Here is a 25,093-nt window from a genome sequence, read left to right on the forward strand (position 1 = left end):
GGGCACGGAGACGGGACGGTCCCTGATGGTATTGCTCTCTGACCCCGGCCACCGCCGCCCTGTGGTCCGCCGCCGGGACCCGACGGGCCGCTGGGACCTTCTGGGGCGCACGCTGGGCAAGCGCGTCCTGTTGGTGGGCGTTCTTCTGTCAGGGGCCATCATCGCTGCGCTTTTGGCGGGCGGCCAGGAAGGCGCGGCCCAACTGGTGGCGAGTGTATACGCCCTGGCTGCGGCGGCCTCCCGCGCTGCGTCGATGGTTAGGCAGATTCTTCGTGGCCGCTGGGGCATCGACCTGCTGGCAGTGACAGCGATCCTGAGCACCGTCGCCGTGGGCGAGTACGTAGCTTCACTCATCATCGTGCTGATGCTGGCCGGCGGCGAGACGCTGGAGGACTATGCCGAGGGGCGGGCGGTCCACGAACTTCGGTCCCTCCTTGAGAGGGCGCCGCAGATCGCCCACCGCGCCGGTGACGACGGCGGTTTGCAGGATATCGCCGTCGGCCAGGTCTACCCCGGTGACGTGCTGGTGGTCCGTCCGTCAGAGGTTGTCCCCGTGGACGGACGGCTGCTGTCCGCTGCCGGTGCCTTCGACGAGTCGGCACTGACCGGCGAAAGCCTGCCGGTAGACCGTCAGGCCGGAGACATGCTGCTGAGCGGATCGGTGAACGGCGATGCTGCGATCCGGATGCAGGCCTCCGCCGCCGCAGCAGATTCCCAATACAACCACATCCTGATGCTGGTGCAGGAAGCCTCGGCCAGCCGGGCACCGGTGGTCAGGCTCGCCGACAGGTACGCGGTGCCGTTCACCGCCTTGGCGTTCGTGCTTGCCGGGGCCGCCTGGTACCTCAGCCAGGACGCCGCACGGTTCGCCCAGGTTCTGGTGGTCGCCACGCCATGCCCCCTGCTGCTGGCCGCGCCGGTGGCCTTCCTCGCCGGGATGAGCCGCGCGGCACGCTCAGGCATCATTGTGAAGAATGGCGGCACACTGGAACGGCTCGCCCGGGTCAAAACAGCGGTCTTTGACAAGACAGGCACTCTGACGCAGGGCAGGCCCGCCCTCAGCGAAATCAGAATGGCGGCAACGGCCCGCATGACACCGTCACGCCTTCTGCAGCTCGCCGCGTCCGCCGAACAATATTCCTCCCACGTCCTGGCCGCATCGGTCATTGAGGCTGCCCGCGCACAAGGACTCAAGCTCGTGCCCGGGCATGCGGCCCAGGAACATGCCACCCAGGGCGTGAGCGCGGTGTGTGACGGCCACAGTGTCGCCGTGGGAAAACCCTCGTTCATCAGGCTGGGCAGCTCAGGTTTTGAGGAGGCAGAGCTGACCGGTGGGTGGCTGGGGATCTACGCCGCAGTGGATGGACGGTTCAGCGGAACGCTGATCATGAGCGATCCCCTGCGGGACAACGCCGTCACCACCTTGGCGCGGCTGCGGGACTTGGGCATACAGGAAAGCCTGCTGCTGACGGGAGATTCACTCTCCACTGCGCTGCACATCGCTGCAGAAGCAGGAATCACCCGGGTTCAGGCCGGCTGCCTGCCGGCAGACAAAGTCACGGCTGTGACAACGCTGACCGGCCGTCCCGTGATGATGGTGGGCGACGGAGTCAACGACGCACCGGTCTTGGCCGCCGCCGACGTCGGCATTGCCATGGGCGCCAAAGGCTCAACAGCCGCCAGCGAGTCAGCCGATGTTGTTGTTATGGTGGATGACCTGGCCAAGACTGCCCTCGCCGTGGAGATCGGCCGCCGGACTACCCGGACAGCCCTTGAAAGCATCTGGGTCGGAATAGGGCTGAGTATCGTCCTGATGGTGATGGCCGCGGCCGGCTACATCCCCGCAGTGGCCGGGGCGCTGCTGCAGGAGCTCGTGGATCTCGCCACGATCCTGAACGCACTGCGGGCCCTGAAACCCGCCGGCCACGCTGCAGCCGTGAAGAACAACCGGGCCCGGTCCGCGGCGCCACAGCATGGGCTGGCCCCGTGACCGGGGCTTTCGGCCCTGTCCGTAACGACCTGTTCAGCCAATGCTGGATGCCAAAGGATGGCTGGCGTCCTGCCGCCGGCGGTCCGCCTAACCCCGAACGGAGACGGTTATGCGCGCCTGGTGGGTCCAGACCCCCGGTCCTGTCGCCTCGGGCCCGCTCCGATGGGGTGAGCGCCCCGATCCCACGCCGGGTCCGGGTGAGCTTCTGCTGTCGGTACACGCCTGCGGTGTGTGCCGCACCGATCTGCATCTTGCAGAAGGAGACCTCCCGCCGCGCTCACCCGGGCGAATTCCAGGGCACGAAGCCGTCGGTGAAGTCATCGCCACGGGCCCGGACTGCCACCGGTTCCGGGTGGGAGAACGCGCGGGCGCGGCGTGGCTGGCCGGTACCTGCGGGGTGTGCAGGTTCTGCCGGCGGGGAGCCGAGAACCTGTGCCTGTCGCCCTCGTTCAACGGCTGGGACAGGGATGGCGGTTACGCCGACCTGATGTGCGTGCACGAGGACTTCGCGTATCGCATACCGGAGACGTTCACCGATGAACAGGCGGCACCCTTGCTGTGTTCGGGCATCATCGGCTACCGCGCCCTGCGGCGGGCCAGCCTTCCGCGGGGCGGAAAACTCGGCATCTACGGCTTTGGCGGATCAGCCCACCTGACCGCGCAGATCGCATTGTACGAAGGCGCCAGCCTCTACGTGATGACCCGGTCGCCCGCAGCGCAACAACTGGCCCTTGAGCTGGGGGCGGTCTTCGCCGGCGGAGCCGAGGACGTGCCACCGGTCCCGTTGGACTCCGCCATCCTCTTCGCGCCGGCAGGAGAGCTGGTGCCGCCGGCTCTTCGCGCCTTGGACCGCGGTGGGACGCTGGCCATTGCCGGGATCCACCTGAGCGATATCCCTGCACTGCACTACGACACAGAACTCTTCCAGGAACGGCAGCTGCGCAGCGTAACGGCCAACACCCGGGCGGACGGCCAGGAGTTCCTCGACCTGGCCGGGCGCATTCCGTTACACGGCACCACCGTGTCCTACCCCCTGGAGGAAGCCCACCGGGCACTGGCGGACCTGTCCCGGGACAGCTACACCGGAGCGGCGGTCCTTCTCAGCGGCTCGCCCCGGCAGGATTGAAGGACATGACGGGGGCCGCGGGCCTCAGCACCGGCCAGGCGCAGGCTCTGCTGTCCAGTACGGGACCGAAGCGGATCCCCGAGGCGGCATCCGTTCCGGCCTGGCGGCGGTTCATCGCGGAGTTCACCCACTTTTTTGCCGCCCTGCTGTGGGGCGCGGCCGCGTTGGCTTTCCTGGCCGGCATGCCGCAACTGGGGTTCGCCGTAGTGGCAGTGGTCCTCATTAACGGCCTGTTCTCCTACGTCCAGGAAGAACGTGCAGAGCACGCCGCGACCAGGCTCCGCGCCCTGCTCCCGGCCAAGGTGACGGTCCGCAGGGACGGCCGCCTGGCCCGGGTGGACGTTGCAGACCTCGTCCCCGGCGACCTCGCTGTCCTGGCAGCAGGAGACCGTATCCCGGCCGATCTCCGGTTCACGGACACGGACACCTGCACCGTGGACGAATCCATGCTGACAGGAGAAAGCGATCCCGTCCCCAAAAAACCGGCCGACACCGGAACCGGGGGAACGTTCCTGGTGAACGGCGAGGCCGAGGGGCTCATCACCGCCACCGGGGAACGGACCCGGCTGGCAGAACTTGCCGCCCTGACCGCTGCCGTGAAACCCCCGCAAAGCCCCTTGACCACCGAGCTGCGGCGCATTGTGCACATCATCGCCGCCCTGGCCCTGGGGGTAGGAGCTGCGTTCTTCGCACTGTCAGCGCTCATCGGCATCTCATGGCAACAGGCATTCCTGTTCGCCATCGGGGTCTCGGTAGCGCTGATCCCCGAAGGCCTCCTGCCCACGGTGACACTGTCCCTGGCGATGGGAGCCCAGCGGATGGCCCACCGGAAGGCGCTGGTCAGGCACCTGCAGGCCGTCGAGACCCTGGGCGCAACGACGTTCATCTGCACCGACAAGACCGGAACGCTCACACAGAACAGGATGAGCGCAGTGCAGGTCTGGACGGCCCTCGGCACGGTGACGGTCTCCGGTGACGGGTATGAACCGGTGGCCGCCGTCGCCGGGAACGGGGAGACATTGGCCCTGGCGGCCCGAACCAGCCTCGCAGCTGCAGCAGCGTCCCGCGGAACCATCACACAGCGTGACGGGCACTGGTACCCGGAAGGCGATCCCATGGAAGCCGCCCTGAACGCGCTGATGCGCCGCCTCACCGGGGCCACGGAAGCAATACCCCAGGGCACAGGCACGGGCACGATCCGGTTTGGCTTTAGCCCAGGCCGGCGGCGTGAATCCGTCATCGTGGGAGCGGCCCTGTCAATGAAGGGAGCGCCGGAGGCCGTCCTGCCGCTCTGCACGGCGGAGGGGGCCCAGGGTCACGGAATGTCCGGGCCCGCTGCCGGCGGCTCTCTGGAGGTTCAGCAGCAGATCCAGGTGATGGCTACCCAGGGGCTTCGTCTTTTGGCCGTCGCCGGCCGCTCCCTTTCCCCGGCCGAGGTGAAGGGGGTTGCAGCAGGCTCGCTGGGCGCGGACGAGGTCGAGCGGGACCTGACCCTGCTGGGCTTGATCGGCCTCCACGACCCGCCCCGCCCGTCCGTCGCGGCGGCCCTTCAAACCGCACGCGGGGCGGGCGTCAGGGTCGCCATGATCACCGGAGACCACCCCTCCACAGCGGCAGCCATTGCCCGTGAAGTGGGCTTGCTGCTCGGACCCGGGCGGATCATTGAAGGGTCGGACCTGCCCGAGGACGACGAGTCCCTCGGTGCGCTACTGGACCACGACGGCGTAGTCGTCAGCCGGGTCTCCCCTGAGCAGAAACTGCGTGTCGCGAAGGCGCTGCAACGCCGCGGGCACGTGGTGGCAATGACAGGCGATGGCGTCAACGACGGCCCCGCCCTGCAGGAAGCGGATGTGGGCGTAGCGATGGGCCTGGGCGGGACCGATGTCGCAAGGGAAGCCGCAGACCTTGTCCTGCTCGACGATGATTTCGCCACCATCGTTGCAGCCATCGAACAGGGACGCGCGACGTACGCGAACATCCGCCGGTTCCTCACCTATCACCTGACCGACAATGTGGCCGAGCTGACGCCCTTTGTGATCTGGGCACTGTCCGGAGGGTCCTTTCCCCTGGCCCTGGGCGTGCTGCAGATCCTGTTCCTGGATATCGGCACCGACCTGCTGCCGGCGCTGGCGCTGGGCGGCGAACAGCCGGGCAGAGGCGTCATGCGGCGCCCGCCCGAGCGGCGGCACCTGATGGACCGGGCACTGATGATCCGCGTCTTCGCACTCCTGGGGCCCGTCGAAGCATTTATCGAAATGGCTGCTTTCGTGACGGTGCTGACCGCGGCAGGCTGGTCGGCCGGCAGCCCGGCCCCTGCTGCAGGCCTGCTCCTGCAGGCCTCCGGTGCGGCCTTCACCGCCGTGGTCCTTGGCCAGATGGCCAACGCCTACGCCTGCCGGAGCTCCACCCGGCCCCCGTGGCGCCTGGGCTGGCTGACCAACCGGCTGCTGGTGTGGGCGGTCCTGGCTGAACTCGCCGCCCTGGGCGTGTTTCTCGGGGCGGAGCCGGTGGCCCGGCTGCTCGGGCACGCACCGCCGCCGCCGGCCGGATGGGCCCTGGCCCTGCTGGCGGTACCGGCGGTCCTCGTCGCGGACTACCTGTACAAGGTCTTGAAACGGCCAAGGCCGGGCGCACCCTCGGTCACGGTGGAGGGCTGAGCGGGAAACTGTGTGATTGTCCGGCACCGAGCAGCAGCCTGGTGCTCCCGATCCGCACCCGGACAGGTGCTGCGGCGCCGGGGGCGGTGCTCAGGGCCAGCCGGGAGTGGTCCAGGGCTACGGAGAGCAGCTGCCCCCGGTAGTTGACGGTGAACCGGACGCTGCGCAGCCCGGTGGGCAGGCGGGGGCTGAAGGTCAGTTCCTCACCGGCCATCCGGAGGCCGGCGAAGGTCCGTTGGACGGTGTCGACACTGCCTGCCATGGCGCCAAGGTGGATACCGGCGCGGGTGGTGCCGCCCTGGGTGTCATCCAAGTCGGCGTCGAGGGCTTGCCGGAAGGTCTCCCAGGCCCGGTCCGGGTCTGTGGCGGCCAGCACCGAGGCGTGGGCCATGCGGCTGAGTGTGGACCCGTGGGCCGTCCGGGCCAGATAGAAATCGACGGTGCGGACCAGGGCCCCTGGACTGACCGGATAGCCGAGGGTGCCCAGCTGGGCGGTCAGCTGCTCCTGGCCCAGCAGGTAGAACAGCATGAGCACATCGGCCTGTTTGGCGAGCATGTAGTGGTTGGGGCTGTCTTTCTCGGCCTCCAGGATCAGATCGAGCCGTTCGATGTTTCCGTAGGTCCTGCGGTAGTGGTCCCAGTCCAGCTCCTTGAGCCGGCCGTACCCTTCAAACTGGCTGATCAGGCCGTCGCCGTGGAACGGCACATACATCCGCTGGCTCAGGTGCTCCCAGGCTGTGAGTTCCTCCGGCTGGATGGCCAGCCGCTCCGTGACGTCCTGCCGTTCCGTCCCCTGCAGCACCGACCCGATCAGGTGGAGGGTGGTGGAAAAGATCCAGGCGGCCATCACGTTGGTGAAGGCGTTGTCGTCGATACCCTGCCCGGGCCTGCCTGGATACCCGGTGTGGTATTCGTCCGGTCCCATGATGCCGGGAATGTGAAAGCGGTCCGTCCCGGGGTCGGGGACAGCCAGCGACGCGAACAGGCGGGCGATTTCGACGATGAGTTCCGATCCGCGGTGAACCAGCCAGGTCCGGTCTCCTGTGGCTTCGAAGTACTGCCATGTGTTGTAGGCGACCGCGAGGCCGGAATGCCGTTGGAGTCCGGAGTAGTCTGCGGCCCAGTCCTGGATACGGGGGTTGAACACCCAGTGCGGGGTCTCTTCGCGCCCGTCGCTGGCGCTCTGCCAGGGGAACATTGCCCCGCGCAGCCCGGCTTTCGCCGCCGCGTCCCGGGCGGCATCGAGCCTGTTCCACCGGTAGTCCAGCACCGACCTGGCCACATGCGGCAGCCGTGAGGTGAGGACTGGCAGGACGAACAGCTCGTCCCAGAACACGTGCCCGCGGTAGCCCTCCCCGTGCAGTCCCCGGGCGGGCACGCCTGCATCGAGTTCGGAGGTGTGCGGGGTGAGGGTCTGCAGCAGGTGGAAGATATGCAGGTGAAGGATCAGTTGCGTTTGGTGGTCGCTGTCCAGGTCCAGCGCGAAAGTGTCCAGCCATCGTCGCCAGACTGACTCGTGCGCCGCCAGGACCTCGTCGAAACCGGCTGGTGTGCGTTGCAGCACCGCGAGGGCACCCGCCAGCGGGGATGCGATCGCTTTGTCCCTGGAACAGACGATGGCCGCCGTCTTGCAGATCGTGGCCGGAACACCGTCGATCAGGTCCAGGGCCAGTTCCCGCTCCACCCGGCCGTTCTTTCCCACGGTGAGGTTCTCTGTCCGGGCTCCGGGAGCCAGTACGCGTGCAACGGTGGCGATCCGTACGTGGCTGTTCCTGGTTTCGGTTTCGACCCAGTCGGTGTCCGGGCCCGTTGTTCCGTGGGACAGGATCCGCAGGTGGTGGTGTGCCAGGAGTGCTTCGGAGGGGACATTTGAGTTGGTGACTCCGGCGTCGATGCCGAGGCAGACGGTGACGGTGCCGTTCCACCCGCGCGCTGTCAGCGTGGTTTCCAGGGCTGCCACGTGCTGCTGCGCCGCCGAGACGACGCGGCGCTGTGTGACCGCCAGTTCCCGGCCGTCGTCATCGGCCAGCAGGACGTGCCGGGTCAGGACCGCGCGCCGGATATCCAGTTCGCGGGTCTCACTGCGCAGCCGCAGGCCCCCGACGGACCACCAGCGGCCCGGTTGCAGCGCCAGATCCAGCGGAAGCCAGTTCGGAACGTTCACCATGTGCTCATCCTCGCTCCGCTGTCCCCGGATTGTGCTGGTGAGCCTGTTGTAGACCCCGGCAAGGTAGGTGCCCGGATAGTGGACGCCGTCCGAGGAGCTCTCCGGGGACGCCCCCCTGGTCGCCATGTACCCGTTGCCCAGGGTGGTCAGGGCCTCCCGGTGGCCCTCATGGGCGGGGTCCATCCCCTGGTACGTCAGCAGCCACGGATGCGTGAGAACCAGGCCAAGGTCCAACTCGCTGACGTCGTTGAGGACAATATCAGCTCCGGCGGCCTCCAGTGCCGCCCTCTGACCCGCCCGGTCAATGCCCACAACCAACCCGAAACCGCCCCTGCGTGCCGCCTGGACTCCGGCGGCAGCGTCTTCGATGACGACCGCCTGGCCCGCCGGAACACCAGCCCTGCCCGCTGCTTCCAGGAACACGTCCKGGGCCGGTTTGCCCGGCAGTTTCAGATCCGCCGCGGCCTGTCCGTCCACGACAAGATCGAAGGCATCTGCCAGCCCCGCAGCCTCCAGCACAGCCCGCGCGTTGCGGCTCGAGGTGACCAACAGCACCAGAACACCTCCGGACCGCAGCCGGCCCAGCAGGTCCACGGTCCCCGGAAAGACGCGGACGCCGCCCTTTGCTAGCATGCGGGCGAAGATCTCGTTCTTGCGGGCAGCCAGCCCCGTGACGGACCACGTTCCCGGCGGATCGGAGGGCTGACCGTCGGGAAGGGTGATTCCCCGGGAGTGCAGGAAGACCCGGACCCCTTCCTCCCTGGGGCGTCCGTCCACGAACCGGAGGTAATCGGCATCAGTGAATGGACCCGCAGGGGCCGCGGAGGCCCGGGGATCTCTGAGGACCGCATCGAAAAGCTCTTTCCAGGCCAGCGCGTGGACTTCTGCTGTGTCTGTCACTACCCCGTCGAGGTCAAAGATGACCGCTTTGAAGGGAGACAGCGCTGCTGCCGGAGGTGCTTGTGGGACGGTGTGGCCTGTCACTGGATGCCGCTCCTTCCATCCGGCCATGGCCCGCCTTTGCGGGCCGACCCTGATGCGTACAGTGCTACACCCCTTGCAGTCGTTGGCAACAGGGGCCTTCGACCTGTGCGCGACCGCAGGGGGCACGTGGAAGGGTTCTGCGGTGACCTTCGGCCCTAGACCGGCACACCGGCCGGGGGAAGGGTAGGTCCTATGAACAACAACCAGCGCATCGTTGTCGGTATTGACGGCTCGGAGTACTCCCCCGCCGCGCTGCAGCTCGCAGGCCGGATGGCCTCGGCGCTCAACGCCCCCGTCGAAGTCATCACCTGTCTGGGATGGTCTGATTTCTATCTTCCCTCCCGCCTGCCGCCGGGCAACCTGGAGGCACCGGAACAGCTGGAGACCGTCGCCAGGCAACTGGTGGATCAGGCCATCGAGCGGGCCTACGGCGCGGACCGGCCCGCGGACCTGGCGGTGTCGGTGAAGCCAGGATCACCGGCGAAGGTGCTGGTCGAAGAGAGCCGGCATGCGCAGCTCCTCGTCCTGGGCAGGCGAGGCCACGGAGGCCTTCTGGGGCAGTTCATCGGATCGGTCAGCGCCGCATGCAGCGCCCATGCCCACTGCCCGGTTCTGATCGTCGGGGATGAGCCTGAAGCCGGCCCGGGACCCGGATCTCAGACGCCGCAAGAGCCGGGTAGCTAAACCAGCCAGGGTTGCTGCGCCCCGCTAGCGCCGCGGTCTTTGCGTGCTCCTGCCGGTCGACGGGCCCTCTGCTGACGGACCTGCCGGAGATGAGCGGCGGCACCTTCCGGGGAGGGGGTGCCGGGCTTACGCCGAGGCCTCTGCCCGGGCGATGACCTCCACGGTGCGCAGGAAGCTGTCCGGGTTCAACGATATCGAATCGATGCCTGACCGGACGAGGAACGCGGCGAAATCCGGATGATTACTGGGCCCCTGTCCGCAGAGACCGATCTTGATGCCGGCGGTGTGGGCCTTGCCGATGACCTCCCCGATCATGGAGGTGACCGCTTCGTTGCGTTCGTCAAACAGGCCGGCGAGGTCTTCTGCGTCCCTGTCGACGCCGAGGACGAGTTGGGTCAGGTCGTTGGAGCCGATGGAGAAACCGTCAAAGCGCTGCGCGAACTGTTCAGCCAGGATCACATTGGACGGGATCTCGCACATCATGTAGACCTGCAGCTGCTCCTGCCCGCGGGCCAGCCCGTTGCCTGCCATGGCCTGCAGGACAAGGTCAGCCTCGGCCGGTGTGCGGCAAAACGGGACCATGACGATCACGTTGGTGAAACCCATGGTTTCCCGGACCCGTTTGAGGGCCCGGCACTCCAGAGAGAACCCCTCCCTGTAGCGTTCGTGGTAGTACCGTGAGGCGCCGCGCAGGCCAATCATCGGGTTTTCCTCGGTCCGTTCAAACGACTCCCCGCCCAGCAGGTGAGCGTATTCGTTCGACTTGAAATCACTCAGCCTGACAATCACCGGAGCCGGATGATAGGCCGCCGCTATCTTGGCGATACCCAGGGCCAGGGTCTCCACGAAATAGTCCTGTGGGGTACGGTAACCGCGGCATAGCTCCCGGATCGTTTCCCGCTCCCGATCGACAGTGACAAGTTCGGGATGGACCAGTGCCATGGGATGGACCCGGATGAGGTTGGCGATGATGAATTCCATCCGCGCCAGGCCCACCCCGTCAGCGGGCAGCCGCCACCAGCGAAAGGCCGCGGCCGGGGTGGCGACGTTGACCATGATGGCCGTGCGCGTCCTGGGCAGGCGCCCCAGATCGACTTCGGAAGTCTCGTAGGGCACGGTCCCCTCATAGACATGGCCTTCCTCGCCTTCGGCGCAGGAGACGGTCAACGGGGCACCCTCCGTGAGGACAGAGGTGGCGGTGCCGGTGCCAACCACGGCCGGTACTCCGAGCTCCCGGCTGACAATGGCGGCGTGGCTGGTCGGACCGCCGTGGTCCGTGACGATGGCTGCGGCCCGCTGCATCACCGGGACCCAGTCGGGATCTGTCATTTCCGTAACCAGTACCGCCCCGTCACGGAACCGGCCGATATCCGCGGTGCTCCTGATCACGCAGGCGTCGCCGTGGGCTACTGCGTCCCCAATGGCGGACCCGGTTGCCAGGAGTGCGCCCGTGCCCAGAAGGCGCTGGACCGTGAACCGGGTGCTGCTCTTCCGGGCCTGAACTGTTTCCGGCCGGGCCTGAACCAGGAAAAGCTCCCCTGTCGGGCCGTCCTTGGCCCATTCCATGTCCATCGGGCACCGGTAATGCTCCTCAACGAGCACGGACCACCGCGCCAGGCGGATGATCTCGGGGTCGCTGAGGACAAGGGACCGCTGTTCCTGTGGCGAGGTTTCAACCGTTTTCGTCCGGGCGTCGCCCGCGCGGCCGTCACCGTAGACCAGTTTCCGGGCTTTGGAGCCGGTGCTCTTTTCAATGATGGGCACCAGGGACTCCTGCGCCAGCAGGGGCTTGAAGACGACGTATTTGTCCGGGTCCACGCTTCCCTGCACCACGGTCTCGCCCAAACCCCACGCGGCGCTGATCACCGTCGCCCGAGGAAACCCGGAGTCAGTGTCGATCGAGAACATCACCCCTGAAGCACCAATATCGGAGCGGACCATCTGCTGGACCCCGACGGAGAGCGCCACCTGCAGATGGTCAAACCCCTTAAGCTCGCGGTAGGTGATGGCCCGGTCAGTGAACAGCGACGCGAAGCATCTACGGCAGGCATCAAGCAGCGCCGCCTCACCCACTATGTTCAGGAAGCTCTCCTGCTGCCCGGCAAAACTGGCATCAGGCAGGTCCTCGGCCGTGGCGCTGCTGCGCACCGCCACCGGCAGATCCACGACACCGCCCCGTCGCCCCAGGTCACGGTAGGCCTCCCGGACAGAGGCAGCGAATCCTTCCGGAAAGACGCCGGCAAGAATACGTTCCCTCAGTCTCGCCCCAGTGGCCCTCAGCGATTGACTCCCGGCACGGTACCGCCCGATGTCCTCACCAAGAGCGGCCCCGATGCCGTTGGCATCGATGAACTCCCGGAACGCGGCAGCGGTGGTGGCAAAACCGTCGGGAACCCGGACACCCTCGGGGCGGAGGGACCGTGTCATCTCCCCTAGCGAGGCGTTCTTCCCGCCGACCTCGCGGACGTCCCCCACACCCACGTCAGCAAACCACACCACCTGGCGTGCACCCATCGCCTTCTCCTCCGTGCCATTTCACCCGGTTGCCGGCCGGGCAGCATAAGGCTGCGGAGTCCATCGTTCACCCCGTCCGGAACAGGGCATAGGGCACAAGGACCCGGATCCCCTTTCTTCCTCCCAAGCCCGGCGGGCGACGGGACGCACCGGACCTGGACCGGCATGCGGCACCCAGGCCGCCGCAGGGACCTTCGGCCCTACGCCCGGCCGCCCGGCCGCGACAGGATTGGGCGATGATGGACCAGCAGATCCCGCCGCCGGTGATAGTCGTTGGGGTCGATGGAAGTCCTTCGTCCCTGATCGCCCTGCGGTGGGCCGCCGCCCTCGCTCCCCCTCTGAAGGCCCACATCAGGGCGGTGACCGCCTGGCAGTTCCAAATCGCCTTCGGCACGTTTACCCCCGTCGTCTGGCGCCCGGACGAGGAGGCCCGGAGCATCTGCGCAGATGCAGTGGTCAAAGTGTTCGGCCCTGCAACCCCGGAGGGCTTGGAAATGCTGATCCGGCAAGGCCCTGCCGCGAAAGTGCTCGTCGAAGAGAGCCGGCGGGCACGGCTCCTGATCCTCGGCAGCCGCGGCCATGGCGGGTTTGAAGGCCTGCTCCTGGGATCCGTGAGCGCCACTGTGGCCGAACATTCGCAATCCACCGTCCTGATCGCCCACGGAACCTGGGTGCCCACCGAAATGCCCGCCGCCACCCAGCCCGCAGAGCCCCCGAGCCCGGGGCCCGGACATGACCAGCCCTGACAGCGTCGTCGTCGGCTACGACGGTTCCGTCGAAGCCGGCCGGGCCGCACGGTGGGCGGCGACGCAGGCACAGCTGCGCAAGTGCGTCCTGCATGTCGTCCATTGCTCCTTATGGCCGCTGCTGACCCACGACCTCGGTCCGGTGGAAGGCATCCCCGACGGCGGGCTGCAGCACTACGCCGAGGCGGTCCGCGACGAAGGCCTGGCACACGCAACCGAGGCAGCCCCGGGACTGGAGGTCCGGTCCGTCCTGGGCTACGGCTGGCCTGCAGATAACCTCAGGCAGGCCTCCGTCGGGACAGCGCTGCTGGTAGTTGGAAGCCGCGGAATCGGTGGCTTCATGGGCCTCCTGGTGGGCTCGGTCAGCCTGGAGCTTGCAGCAACCGCCAGTTGCCCCGTCGCCGTCATCCGCTCCGATGAGCATCCCGATGGTCCCGTCGTCGTCGGCGTCGACTCCTCAGGTTCTTCTGAAGCCCTCCGCGAGGCATGCCGCGCGGCAACGGCCGCCGGGAAGGCCGTTCGCGTGGTCCATGTCCTCAAAACACACTTCGGTGTGGGAAGGCCCGGCGTCGCCTTGGTCGGAGAGCGGGAGACGGCAGAGCAGACACTGCGGGCAGCCGCAGACCGTGCCAGGGCAATGGCGCCGGAGGCAACAGTGGAACAGGAACTCACCCAGGACACCTCTGTCCCCCGCGGACTCCTGAACGCCGCTGAGGAAACGGCGCTCATCGTCGTCGGAACTAAGGGACAGGGGCTTGTCCGGGGCACCGTCGGCTCGACTGCCCCCGCGGTGCTCCACCATGCCAAATGCCCGGTATTGATAGCGCGCCACCCCGACTTACCCTGAAACCCGCCCGGGCAGCTGACGCAAGCGCCTCTGCTCGCACCTCCGCCACCGGCAGGCGGACAGTTCATTGCAGTTGGCCACCGGCCGTCACAGGGAATTACGCCCACTCCACCGGTTGGCTATGGGCTGACAGAGGGAGGCAAGGCCAACGCATTCTGTGCCTGAGAGCTCCGCGTCGCGTGTTCACGCCGCTGCCGGAGGCATGAGGGCGGGTCTTTGGACCCTGCCCGGGAGCACTGGGCCGCCGTAGGATCACCGCATGAAAGACAGGAACATAGTGCCTGAAGCAGAAGTTCTCGACGCCGAAGAGTGCTGGAGGCTGCTTGGCGAAACAGGGGTTGGACGGCTCGCGGTAATCGTGGACGGCCACCCTGACGTCTTCCCCGTGAACTTCGCCGTGCACAACCAGACACTCGTGTTTCGTACCGGTAGCGGAACGAAACAGCGGGCGATTGAAGCCGATGCCGTCGTAGCCCTGGAAGCCGACTCGGTTAGTGCCGAGTTCGGCATAGCCTGGAGTGTTGTGGTCAAAGGCAACGCCGAAGAAGCCGGCGCTGGAGGACCTGCTCTGGACGAGGTCCGGCGGGCGCTGTTTCCCTGGCAGGGAGTGGGAAAGGAGCACCTGATCCGTGTGGTTCCCCACTCTGTAACGGGACGACGCTTCGATATGACCGCAATGACGTGGCAGACATCCCTGGACGACACGACCCGGGCCGGACTGGAATAGTTCTTCGGTGGCCGGGACCCGGGCAATGATCCTTCGCCAACCCCCTTGGCTGCAGGTAGCCCCGTTGTGCAGGTGCCCCGGTTTTTAATACCGCTCGGGTTCAGGTCCCAGTTCAAAGTGCCGGCCGTGCAGTCGTGTCGGTGTGATTTCCACATAGGTGTATTTGCGCGTCGGAATCCAGGGCTGTAACGGGAGCTTGTCCAGTTCGTCAATTTCCGTCTGGGACTCGATGACCCGGGCTGTACCTTCCAGCACTACGCTCCACGCCTCTGCCTCGGTGACCTCATCCACTTCAAAGGCCACCTGCCGGTTCACCACAAGCCCGGCCAGTTTGGTGCCCGGGTTTGTCCTCATGATCAGAACGCCGTTATGGCTCAGGAAATTGATGGGGTAGATATCAGGCTTTCCCGCGACGCATACGGCCAGGCGGCCGTAGCCGCAACGCTGAAGGACCTCCCATGACTCCTCGTCGGACAGGACCGTCCCGGGACGCTCATCAGTTTCCATAACGCAGACCTCCATACTGTTGTTGGCGTTTGCACCGCAGCCAAAGCACACCTGATTTCCCTAGGTTTCCGCTTTCCACGAGCCCACGACAGGGCCAGAAGTCACCACTCTGATCTTTGACTGGCCGGCAGAAGCAACAGCAGATGGTGAGCTGCCGCTGGTCGATCCTGTCCTCTTGGTCCCCCACGTTGAGAGAGGTCCCGGGACAATGCAGCGCGGGCCAGAACCTTGAATTCCGGAAAGCCCTCGCCACCAACAACGCTGCACCCCGGGGACCGGGCTCCCCCAGCATGCACTGCTGGAAGCAGGACCACGCCGGCCGGCAAGGCCAGACATGTGGGGTGCGGACGAAACCCTTCGATCTCAAGCGCCCAGGGAAGGGCACACGTGGCTGTAATCTGCAAGGAAGTCGTTGGTGCTTGTATCCCGCGGAGCAGGAAAGCCCGCACAAACACTACGGACTCGAGGCTAGATGAGTAAGTGGTAGTGCCCATTAGCGTGGTGTAACGGCCCGGCCCCGGGCGTGTTGTTCCCGGACGTGAGGCGGCCATCGCGTGATTCTTGGAAAGACCGACGAAAGTCTTCGCTCAAGGAGTTTCCACGCGATGACCGCACCCCATGTTATCGATCCTGCCCGTTTCCTGTCCGAGCAACGCGAGCAGGCCTCCCCGGATCTCATGCGATCCATGCTGACCACGTTCATCAACGCGCTTAGCAGCGCCGAAGCGTATGCGGTCTACGGCGCCGATTACGGTACCCGTTCCGAGGTCCGCAGCAACTCCCCGAACCTACTTCCCGGACTGGCTGCTGGAGCGCCGCCGCCGGGCCGAAGCAGCCCTGACGACCGTGGTCGCGACCTGTTACCTGCCCGGGGTCTCCACCAGGCGGATGGAGAAGCTCGTCGAGACCCTGGGCATCACCCGGCTATCGAAGTCCCAGGTCTCGGTCATGGCCGCCGACCTCGATGCCCAGGTCGAGGCGTTCCGCAGCCGGCCGCTGGATGCCGGCCCGTACACGTTCGTGGCCGCCGACGCCCTGGTCCTGAAGGTCCGCGAAGGCGGGCGCGTGGTCAACGTCCATGCCATGGTTGCCACCGGCGTCAACGCCGACGGGCACCGCGAAGTCCTGGGTATCCAGGCAGCATGGCTCCGTGCGTCATTGGTGGGCCCATCATACCCATGCCCATGTCTGTCTCGGTTGCCCGGACCGTGGTGCCGGGAAGTGCCGGGACGCTGCAGGCCGTTGTTCGCACGGGGCGGACCGCTCTGGGTGCGCTGAAGAGGGCCAGCGCGAGCAGGGATGCTGCGGTCAGCAGGAGCGCTGCCGCGGCAGCGACAAGGATTGTGGCTGTACCGCTGTGCCTCACGCGGCGCGGATGCGACTCTGGGACAGAGCGTGGAATGGCCGTTCCGGTGCTGAAAACGAAGGTTGAAACGGTGGGCCGCCCAGTTCTGTCGGGGCCGTGGGGCCCACTCCAGGTCTCCGCCGGGTTGCGCACGTTGGGGCAGTGCCCATCGGTCGGCGGCCGGGTCCAAAGGCCCTGTCTCATGGCGTGGCCGAGGCAGAAACTGTGTTGTGAGCGGAGGAGAACGACATGATGTACGGCTACGGTGATTGGGGCGTCGGGGGCTGGGTGGTCATGGGCATCATGATGTTCCTGCTCTGGGGAGGTATAGCCCTGCTCATTGTCTTCCTGGTCCGCGGAACCAGAACCGGCTGGGGCGGAAGCTGGTACTACCCGCCGGGCCACGGGCACGATGACCCGGCGCGGATCCTCAGCCAGCGATTCGCCCGCGGGGAGATCGACGAGGCCGAGTACAAGGCCCGCCTCGATGCCCTCAGGCGCAAACCGTAAGGGCCGGGCCGTGACCGGGGGCACAAGAGGTTCAGAAACTTCTCAATTCCTTGGCGCGCACCGCCATCGCTGCAATAGCCGTCCTGGAACTCTCGACAGACAAGCACGCCATTAACATAGTCCCCGGTTCACTCCTGGAGGATGCCAAGGACGCCTGCCGGTCATGGCCGGTATCAGAGGCCACGGCCTCGTCCATCGCACCATGGGCTCAACGGCCACACCGCCCTGCAAACACGCGCCCCGTGCTATGTGGTTCGCCGGCCACCAAGGGGATGATCTAAGCCCGAAGCGGACCGCACGGGCCGTACGGCACCGAAACAGGTGACCGCGTCAGCGGTGCCGGTAGTAGTCCTTCCAGATCAGCCGGTGAACCGGAATCCAGCGCGGCAGTGACCTCAGACCGGGGATGAACGGGACCAGCGTCAGCAGAAGCGTCAGGATGACCATGGTGAAAACCGCCAGGATGTCGGCGTCGGGTGAGGACTTATATGGTTCCACTTGGTAGAGCAGGGAGAACAGCCACAGCCAGGACTGGCCGGGATAGTTGCCGGTCTCGTTCATCATTCCCCATTGGTCACCGGTCAGGTGCTGGGCATCCGCTAGCGCAGGGAAATACTTCCCGTCCCCGAGGAAGAGGATGCTGGCCGTGTAGTTGGCGTTGTAAAAGGTCCCTTTGCTTGTCAGTACGGGGTCAAGGGCGCCTTGTTGGGCCATCTTTAGTAGCGCGCTGGCCAATGCAGGCACGGGACCGTAATCGCCTGCGGCCACCTTCGCGGGGTCGTTGTCCGGGGCTTTGTCCAGCGCATCCGTGTAGGCGCTGGCCCACCGGCTACGCCGAGTGTCCGGGGCGGCTGCCCAGTCTGCGACTGCCGCGGGCGGCGAAGGCAGGGACCGCAGCGGATCGATGGCGAATTCCTTGGCGGTATCGATGGGAAGGCGCGCCCCGGAGAGGCCTTGTAGGTCGATGGGGCCAAGTTTTTGTGTGGCGTCCGGTGTTGTGTTGTACGGCGGCCCGTATCCGGCAGTGTCACTACTCCCTGCCAGCTCGGCAGCCGCGGTCGCCACAAAGTCAAACGGGGCTGCGGTCGCCCACGATTTGAGCCTGACGCTGGGTGCGTCCGGGGAGCCCACGAAGGCCGAAAGCCCAAGAACGAGGATTCCGACGACGACCATGCCGACTGTGAGTTCCTTGAAAAGGTCGTACTCCCGCACCCTGCCATGCCAAGCGCTGCGTGCAATGTCCTCGCGCCGACGGGAAAGCTCTTGTTTGTTCCGTGGGTTCATGGCCGTGTTTCTTCCGCCCCATTGACGGGCGACCTGTCCCGAGGATGGGCGTCCGTAAGCTGGGCATCGTCCTCGCTGGCGTCCAGGGGTGGCGCCACTCCGTGTACGCGGACCAGCACCACATGCAGGACCACCACGACCCCGAGGGCCAACGGCAGCAGGGTGATATGCCACATCAAGACCTGCCCCACGTCGGCCACGTTGAACCATGCCCCCACGCCCACCGCGTTGAGCGCATCTTTGGCTTGGAACGCAATCCACTGCGAATCAAAGTTTGTTTGCACCAGGTATCCGGTAAACGCCGTTACGATCGAGGCAACAAATGCCAGCATTCCCGTGATCCAGGTCAGCACCCGCCCGCCACGCCAAGCGGCCATCCAGAACTTGCCCCATAGATGGACGACCATGAACATGAAAAAGAGCTCGACGCTCCACAAATGGGTGCTGTTGATGAAGTGGCCCACTTCCGAGACGTGGTACCAGGCGGGTCCGTTCAAGGCCAGGACCCAGCCTGAGATCAGGGTGTAGACGAGGGACGTGATCGCCCCCATGCCGAAGACATAGATCCAAGAAGAGACATAGATTGGCTGGTCTTCAGGCATAAACTTCTCCGGTGGAAGACGATCCAGTAACCATCCACGGGCCCTGCCCGTCCACGTCGAGAAACGCTGCATTTGTTCGACCGGGCCGACCTCGGAGCTCATTTCCGGCCCCTCCCGCCGGGAAACGGCAATATTAGGGCCAGAACGAACAAAACGAGCATCATCACTATGACCACCAGGTTGCCCAGCTGAATCAGTAAATCTCCCCACCCCACATAGATCCCCGGCTCCGGGACAACATCTGCCACCATCTGGAACCCGCACATCCTGGCCTCCTGCCCTACAACGGACAACTATGTATTTGTGGCACATCACCGGGGCTAATTGTGTAGCCCCACCAACACCCCCACAGGCAGATTCTGACCGGAAACCAGCCGCCCCGGCAGAGTCCAAAGTCCCCGGGCCTTGTGTCAGCGAGCTACGGCCCCTCCCCCGTCTTGCCACTTCATGTCTTTGTCGCTTCTTGTTCTTCGGGACGTGCTCCCGAACTGGGCCAGTTGCAAAGTCCTCCATCACCCCCAATCCGGCGGCACCGTGACCTTACCCGCGCCGTGACTTTAGGCACTGGCAAGATTTGCGGATCCGCTGAATCCTGACGGCAACAGAATTGGCGAAGCAAGACAGCCCGACCCCAACGGAGCGGCAAAGGACACTCGAATGAAAGCCACCATTGAGGTCTACACGGACAACGCGGGATTCTTCAGGTTCAGAATCAAGGGAGGAAATGACGAGGTTGTTGTCACCAGCGAGGCGTACTGCAGCAAGGAAGAGGCCCTCGCGAACCTTGAATCAGTGAAGAACAACGCGCCCTCTGCGCCCGTCGTGGACCTAACGGGACACTGAGACGTCATTCGCCGCGCCGGGGCAGCGCCTGGGAACGTGCCCGCAGGTACCGTTCCGCACTAGCGCTCAGTCCGTTCCGGTCCTTGTCGGCCTGTCCAGCTCATTCCACTAACTCAGCTGCCGGGAAACGGTAAAACGCCGACCGGTGGTTTGGGCGGTGTCCAGAGCCAGTCCCGGATCTCCGGGAGGTCTTCGAAGTGCTCCCGGATGTAGAGCGCATGCGCGTCCAGCTGTCTGCGGCAGAAGTCGACGAGCTCATCGGCGCCGGGGACCTGCCGGTGGATGCGCCGCAGTGTCTCCAGAACCAGGTGGTAGCGGCTCATTTTGTTCAGGACGACCATGTCAAAGGGGGTGGGGGTGGTTCCCTGTTCGTTGTAGCCGCGGACGTGGAAACGTTCCGGGCGGGGCCGTCCGTGAAGGAGTTGGTGGAGGGCGCGCGCATAGCCGTGCCAGGCCATGATCACTTCCGTGTCGGCTGTGAACAGCTCCTTGAACTTTTCCTCGGACAGTCCGTGGGGATGGGCGTCCCGCGGAGGCAGGACCATGGCATCCATGACGTTGATGACACGAACCACTAGGTCGGGTAGGTGTCTTTGCAGCAACCAAGATGCGGCAAGGGTCTCTTGGGTGGGGACGTCCCCGGCGCAGGCCATGATGACATCGGGTGCAGCGTCGGCATGCTCCTCGTTGCCGGCCCAGTGCCAGATGGAGGCCCCTGCCGAGGCGTGCTGCCTGGCTTCCTCGAGCGTGAGGTATTGCGGGTGCGGCTGTTTGTCCACGACGACCAGGTTGACGTAGTCCCTGCTGCGCAGGACATGTTCGGCGGTGACCAGCAGGGTGTTTGCGTCCGGGGGCAGGTAGACCCGGATAACGGTGCCTGAGAGGGACAGGACTGTGTCGATCAGGCCTGGGCCTTGGTGGCTGAATCCGTTGTGGTCATTGCGCCAGCAGGTGGAGGTCAGCAGGATGTTCAGGCTTGGAACCGGCTGGCGCCATTTGAGCTCGCGGGCGTGCTGCAGCCACTTGGCGTGTTGGACGGTCATGGAGGCGCTGACCATAGCGAAGGCCTCGTAGCTGGCGAAGAGACCGTGCCGGCCGGTGAGGAGGTATCCCTCGAGCCACCCCTGGCACAGATGCTCGGAGAGGACTTCCATGACCCGGCCGGCGGGTGAGACGTGGTCACCGAAGTCGGCGTCTTTCCCTTCCCTGGCGGGTTCCAGAAGGCACCGGTCGGTGGCCTCAAAGACTGCCCCGAGCCTGTTGCTGGTGGTTTCGTCCGGGCAGAAGAGCCGGAAGCGTGGGTCGGTGTCCGTGGCAGCGTAGATGTCGCGGAGCAGTTCACCCAGCGGCCGGGTGGTCTCGTGGATGATTGCTGCTCGGGGCGATGTCGGGACGGCGTACTTTTTCAGCTCGGGGATTTCCAGTGCTGTCCCGGCGCCGCCCCGGCTGTCATGGGATGTACCCATGCGCAGACCGGCTTCCGGGGCAAGTGCGGCCAGCTCGGGAACGAGCCGCCCGGTGCTGTCGAAAAGTGTTTCGGGTTGGTAGGAGCGCATCCAGGCCTCCAGCTGGGCCAGGTGTTCGGGGTTCTCCCTGACGCCTGGCAGGGGCACTTGGTGGGACCGGAAGGTTCCTTCCACGGGGAGGCCGTCAACTGCGGCCGGCCCGGTCCAGCCTTTAGGGGTGCGCAGGATAATGGCTGGCCATCGTGCTGGACCGTGCACGCCCTGGCTGGGCGCCAGGGATTGCAGTTTACGGATGTCGGCGTAGGCTGCGTCCATCGCCGCCGCGAGAGCCCGGTGGACGCGCATGGGATCGTCGCCCGAAACAGTCGCAGGCTCCCATCCATGGGCCCTCAGCAGCCCTTCGACGTCTTTGTCGGAATGACGGCCGAGCACGGTCGGGCCGGAGATCTTGTACCCGTTCAGATGCAGGATCGACAGCACGGCGCCGTCGCGTGCCGGGTTGAGGAATGACGGTGCCTTCCAGGATGCTTCCAGCGGCCCGGTCTCGGCCTCCCCGTCACCGATGACGCAGGCGACCATCAGCCCGGGGTTGTCCATCGCCGCTCCGGTGGCGTGCATCAGGGAATAGCCAAGCTCACCACCTTCGTGGATGGAACCGGGAGTGGTCGGGCCGACGTGGCTCGCGACGCCGCCGGGCGTGGAGAATTGCCGCACCAGCTGCCGGAGCCCTGCAAGATCCATCCCCACTTTCGGGTATATCTGCGAGTACGTGCCCTCGAGGTAAACGTTGGCGAGGACCGCGGGACCCCCATGGCCGGGGCCGGCAACGAACAGGACCTTTGCCGAGGTGCGTCTGATCAGCCGGTTCAGGTGGGCATAAATCAAGGACATGCCGGGACTCGTGCCCCAATGTCCCAGAAGCCGGGGCTTGATGTGGGCCGGCAGCAGCGGTTCCCGGAGCAGCGGGTTTTCCTGTAGGTAGATCTGGGCCACGGTGAGGTAATTTGCTGCGGACCAGTAGCGGTCCAGGGGTCCGAAGTCCTCTTCCTCAGTTTCAGGGAGGATCGTTGCTGTTTCCATAGGTGTTGCCTCTTCTGCCTTGGCCCGCCGGGACGCGCGCATTTTCCGGTAGGTGGACTTGTCTGGTTTCACAGTGGCAGAGTCCGGAAGAGCTGGCGTAGAGCCATTGGGCCCTTGGCTGTCGACATGGCCGCACCCGAGAATGGCTTTGACGGGGGCGCGGGAACGGTGCCGGGCTGCCGGCCGCGGCTGGAAGGAGCACTTGTGGAGTTACTTCGGACACCCCCTGCGGCGTCCGTTCCGGAAATTACCGTCTCCGATGCTGCGGGAATGACAGGCGAGCAGTTGCTCAAGCGGCTGAAGTCCGGGCCTACAGGGCTGACAACGCTGGAAGCCAGCCGCCGTCGGGACGTTAGTGGCCCGAACGCCATCCGCACCCACCGCGCCAGCCCGTGGATGGTTTTGGCCCGGCAGCTTCGGAGCGCCATCCTGATCCTGCTCATCATCACCGCAGTGCTCTCGGTCTTTTTGGGTGATCCCGCCAACGCGGTCGTGATTGGTGTCATCCTTCTCCTGAGCATCCTTTTAGGCTTCAGCAGTGAGTTCCGCGCCGAACGGGCTGCTGAGGCGCTTCATTCACGCGTCACGCACAGCGTCGTCGCTTTGCGGGACGGCGAGAGGACCATGGCCCATGTGGTTGATCTCGTTCCCGGTGACGTCGTGCTCCTGACGCTCGGGGCGGTGGTCCCCGCCGACGTCAGACTCCTGAGCAGCGAGGACCTTCAATGTGATGAGAGCATACTGAGGGGCGAATCCCTGCCGGCAGACAAGGATGCCGCCGTCGTTGCCGGCCATGATGGCGCCGGCGGAAGTCCGGGATGCGTGTTTATGGGAACAGTGGTCTCCGCTGGCAGGGGCACCGGAGTCGTCGTCGCCACGGGCTCCCGGGCCGAGTTTGGACGGATAGCAACAGGCCTGGGAACCCGGCAGCCCCAGACGGAATTCCAAAAGGGCTTAAGCCGCTTCTCCTTCCTGCTCATGCAAGTAGCCTTCGCCCTGACCGGCCTGATCTTCATCACGAATCTCCTGCTGGCACGGCCGTTGATTGAGGCACTGCTGTTCTCCTTGGCAATAGCCGTCGGCATCACCCCCCAGCTCCTGCCGGCAGTGGTCAGCACGTGCCTTGCTTCCGGCACCAGGGAACTCGCCCGCCACCGCGTGCTGGTCAAGCGTCTGGTGTGCATCGAAGATCTGGGCGACATGGACGTACTGGTTACCGACAAGACAGGCACCCTGACCGAAGGGCAAATCACCTTCGAACGCTCGATACCTGTCCGCCCGGGCAGCACCGCAGAATCGGTCCTGACCCTGGGTCTGCTGGCAACAGAAGGCATCAGCGAGCCAGGATCCCCACGGGTTGGTCTGAATCCATTGGATAGCGCCCTGTGGCAATCCGCTGCGGCCGGAACATTTGATCCATCCTCATATCAGCGGCTGGACACCATTCCGTTCGACCACCAGCGCAGAATGGTCAGCGTGCTGGTCCAGGGAGGATCCAGTCCGGCACAGGTCATCGCCAAAGGCGCGCCGGAAGACGTCCTGCGGCATTGCACCGGCACCCCTCCACAAGCCCTGACCGTCCTTCAGGAACAATTCGAGAGCGGGGCAAGGGTCATAGCCGTCGCCGGCCGGCCTGCTCCGGGACGGACCCGCTTCGCAGCGGGCGATGAGGAGCAGATGACCCTGACCGGCTTTCTGGTGTTCCACGACCGCACTAAAAGCACAGCCAAAGCATCCTTGAACCGATTGGCGGACCTCGGTGTTTCTGTCAAGATCGCGACCGGCGACAACGCGAGCGTCAGCGAGAAGATCTGCTCGGACCTGGGATTGGTATCCGGTGGGACGCTGACCGGACAACAGATCGAGGGCCTTTCGGATGCCGAGTTGGGCGAGGCCGTCTCGGAATGCGGTATCTTCGCGCGGGTCTCGCCCGAACAGAAAGCCCGGGTTGTCCGTTCTCTGCGCACCGCGGGCAGAGCCGTGGGCTTTCTCGGCGATGGCGTCAATGATGCTCTGGCCCTGCACCAGGCTGACGTCGGTATCTCGGTGGAAACAGCGACGGACGTGGCCAAGGACGCGGCCGACATCGTTTTGCTGGACAAGGACTTGGGCGTCCTTGCCGATGGTGTGACGGAGGGACGCCGGATCTTTGCGAACACCATCAAGTACGTGCTTATGGGAACGTCCAGCAACTTCGGCAATATGTTCAGCGCTGCCGCGGCTTCGGCTGTTCTACCGTTCCTTCCCATGCTCCCCGGACAAATTCTCCTCAACAACCTGCTCTATGACACCGGCCAGCTGGCGATACCTGGCGACCGTGTCGACACCGAACAACTGCACGCCCCCGCACATTGGAACATCGGATTCATCCGGCGGTTCATGATTGTCTTCGGATCGATAAGTTCCCTCTTCGACTTCGCCACGTTCGCGCTGATGCTCGGCATCTTCCACGCCGCGCCCGGGGAATTCCGTGCCGGATGGTTCATGGAATCGATTGCAACGCAGACCCTCATAATCTTCGTGATCCGCACACGCAGAGTTCCCTTCCTCCGGAGCCGGCCCTCACCGGGCCTTACCGCCGCAGCAGGCGCAGTTGTCGTGGCCGGTGTCTTCCTCCCACTGTCACCCGTGGCTGCCGTGTTGGGATTCGATATGCTGCCGGCACCGTTCTTTGTAACCCTCGTGCTCATGCTCATCGGATACCTGCTCCTCGTCGAGACAGCAAAAAAGTCATTCTTCGACAGGGTCTCCCCAGCGATCCATGCGCCCCTTCGGCGCGCCGCCGGGCACCACATCCACCGCCGGGCGGCACGCTTCAGCGCCCCGGCCCCGAAGAGGTCCCTTCGTCAGTCCAACGGACCTCCTGCCCGCTGAAGTCCAGGCCCGGATGACCATCGGGAAAGAGGACGGCAAGAGCCTCCGCGGCGCCAGCTCCTCGTCAAAAAGGGAAGGACACGAAGCCTGCCGTGTGACCTCAACAGCCCGCAGCCACGGCGTGCGGTCCCGGACCGGGC

Annotated in this window: 16 protein-coding genes and 1 pseudogene; 11 read left to right on the top strand and 6 right to left on the bottom strand. The window is 65.5% G+C overall.

The features are described from left to right. Window positions 1-25 precede the first annotated feature (25 nt). From AC1DFE_RS12720 to AC1DFE_RS12730, 3 genes are all read left to right on the top strand, one after another. Window positions 26-1,990, top strand: coding sequence for a heavy metal translocating P-type ATPase (locus AC1DFE_RS12720; RefSeq protein WP_476906234.1), 1,965 nt, complete (start codon window positions 26-28; stop codon window positions 1,988-1,990). A gap of 109 nt (window positions 1,991-2,099) precedes the next feature. Beyond that, a complete protein-coding gene (locus AC1DFE_RS12725) occupies window positions 2,100-3,116 on the top strand; it encodes a zinc-dependent alcohol dehydrogenase family protein (RefSeq protein WP_476906235.1) in 1,017 nt (338 codons plus the stop codon). Between the two features lie 5 nt (window positions 3,117-3,121). Then, window positions 3,122-5,773: a cation-translocating P-type ATPase gene (locus AC1DFE_RS12730; RefSeq protein WP_476906236.1), complete on the top strand. Its 2,652-nt coding sequence runs from the start codon at window positions 3,122-3,124 to the stop codon at window positions 5,771-5,773. Here AC1DFE_RS12730 and AC1DFE_RS12735 read toward each other — a convergent pair. Next, complete coding sequence (locus AC1DFE_RS12735) at window positions 5,757-8,924, bottom strand: beta-phosphoglucomutase family hydrolase (protein WP_476906237.1); 3,168 nt, start codon at window positions 8,922-8,924, stop codon at window positions 5,757-5,759. The two genes, AC1DFE_RS12730 and AC1DFE_RS12735, sit on opposite strands and share 17 nt — an antisense overlap. Before the next feature lie 192 nt (window positions 8,925-9,116). On the opposite strand from AC1DFE_RS12735, the gene AC1DFE_RS12740 reads away from it, so the two are divergent. Further along, on the top strand, window positions 9,117-9,608 hold the full coding sequence (locus AC1DFE_RS12740) for a universal stress protein (protein ID WP_476906238.1): 492 nt from the start codon (window positions 9,117-9,119) through the stop codon (window positions 9,606-9,608). A 126-nt stretch (window positions 9,609-9,734) separates the two neighbouring features. Here AC1DFE_RS12740 and ppsA read toward each other — a convergent pair whose 3' ends face one another. After that, window positions 9,735-12,122: a phosphoenolpyruvate synthase gene (gene ppsA, locus AC1DFE_RS12745; protein WP_476906239.1), complete on the bottom strand. Its 2,388-nt coding sequence runs from the start codon at window positions 12,120-12,122 to the stop codon at window positions 9,735-9,737. 236 nt (window positions 12,123-12,358) lie between these two features. Here ppsA and AC1DFE_RS12750 point away from each other — a divergent pair, with 236 nt between their 5' ends. From AC1DFE_RS12750 to AC1DFE_RS12760, 3 genes are all read left to right on the top strand, one after another. Beyond that, window positions 12,359-12,868, top strand: coding sequence for a universal stress protein (locus AC1DFE_RS12750; protein WP_476906240.1), 510 nt, complete (start codon window positions 12,359-12,361; stop codon window positions 12,866-12,868). Then, window positions 12,855-13,715: a universal stress protein gene (locus AC1DFE_RS12755; protein WP_476906241.1), complete on the top strand. Its 861-nt coding sequence runs from the start codon at window positions 12,855-12,857 to the stop codon at window positions 13,713-13,715. Before AC1DFE_RS12750 ends, AC1DFE_RS12755 begins: the two co-directional genes overlap by 14 nt. A gap of 259 nt (window positions 13,716-13,974) precedes the next feature. Continuing rightward, complete coding sequence (locus AC1DFE_RS12760) at window positions 13,975-14,442, top strand: pyridoxamine 5'-phosphate oxidase family protein (RefSeq protein WP_476906242.1); 468 nt, start codon at window positions 13,975-13,977, stop codon at window positions 14,440-14,442. Window positions 14,443-14,526: 84 nt separating this feature from the next. Here the strand turns inward: AC1DFE_RS12760 and AC1DFE_RS12765 are convergent, their stop codons facing one another. Next, on the bottom strand, window positions 14,527-14,949 hold the full coding sequence (locus tag AC1DFE_RS12765; RefSeq protein WP_476906243.1) for a pyridoxamine 5'-phosphate oxidase family protein: 423 nt from the start codon (window positions 14,947-14,949) through the stop codon (window positions 14,527-14,529). A gap of 605 nt (window positions 14,950-15,554) precedes the next feature. On the opposite strand from AC1DFE_RS12765, the pseudogene AC1DFE_RS12770 reads away from it, so the two are divergent. Continuing rightward, window positions 15,555-16,092: pseudogene (locus tag AC1DFE_RS12770) on the top strand (transposase); the annotation flags it as partial. Window positions 16,093-16,543: 451 nt separating this feature from the next. Beyond that, window positions 16,544-16,804 (top strand): SHOCT domain-containing protein, encoded by a 261-nt coding sequence (locus AC1DFE_RS12775; protein ID WP_476906244.1) that lies wholly within the window; start codon window positions 16,544-16,546, stop codon window positions 16,802-16,804. 330 nt (window positions 16,805-17,134) lie between these two features. Here AC1DFE_RS12775 and AC1DFE_RS12780 read toward each other — a convergent pair whose 3' ends face one another. Then, window positions 17,135-18,088, bottom strand: coding sequence for a hypothetical protein (locus tag AC1DFE_RS12780; protein WP_476906245.1), 954 nt, complete (start codon window positions 18,086-18,088; stop codon window positions 17,135-17,137). Continuing rightward, window positions 18,085-18,792 (bottom strand): cytochrome b N-terminal domain-containing protein, encoded by a 708-nt coding sequence (locus tag AC1DFE_RS12785; RefSeq protein ID WP_476906246.1) that lies wholly within the window; start codon window positions 18,790-18,792, stop codon window positions 18,085-18,087. The genes AC1DFE_RS12780 and AC1DFE_RS12785 overlap by 4 nt, the downstream gene beginning before the upstream one ends. A gap of 555 nt (window positions 18,793-19,347) precedes the next feature. Here AC1DFE_RS12785 and AC1DFE_RS12790 point away from each other — a divergent pair. Further along, window positions 19,348-19,533 carry a YegP family protein gene (locus AC1DFE_RS12790; protein ID WP_476906247.1) on the top strand — a complete coding sequence of 62 codons (186 nt, stop codon included), beginning with the start codon at window positions 19,348-19,350 and terminating at the stop codon, window positions 19,531-19,533. Window positions 19,534-19,646: 113 nt separating this feature from the next. Here the strand turns inward: AC1DFE_RS12790 and AC1DFE_RS12795 are convergent, their stop codons facing one another. Next, entirely contained in the window at window positions 19,647-22,079 is a 2,433-nt protein-coding gene (locus AC1DFE_RS12795) for a phosphoketolase family protein (protein ID WP_476906248.1), read from the bottom strand. A gap of 204 nt (window positions 22,080-22,283) precedes the next feature. Here AC1DFE_RS12795 and mgtA point away from each other — a divergent pair, with 204 nt between their 5' ends. Continuing rightward, window positions 22,284-24,953 carry a magnesium-translocating P-type ATPase gene (mgtA, locus tag AC1DFE_RS12800; protein ID WP_476906249.1) on the top strand — a complete coding sequence of 890 codons (2,670 nt, stop codon included), beginning with the start codon at window positions 22,284-22,286 and terminating at the stop codon, window positions 24,951-24,953. Window positions 24,954-25,093: the final 140 nt, after the last annotated feature.

The organism is Arthrobacter sp. 05T423 (assembly GCF_056396245.1).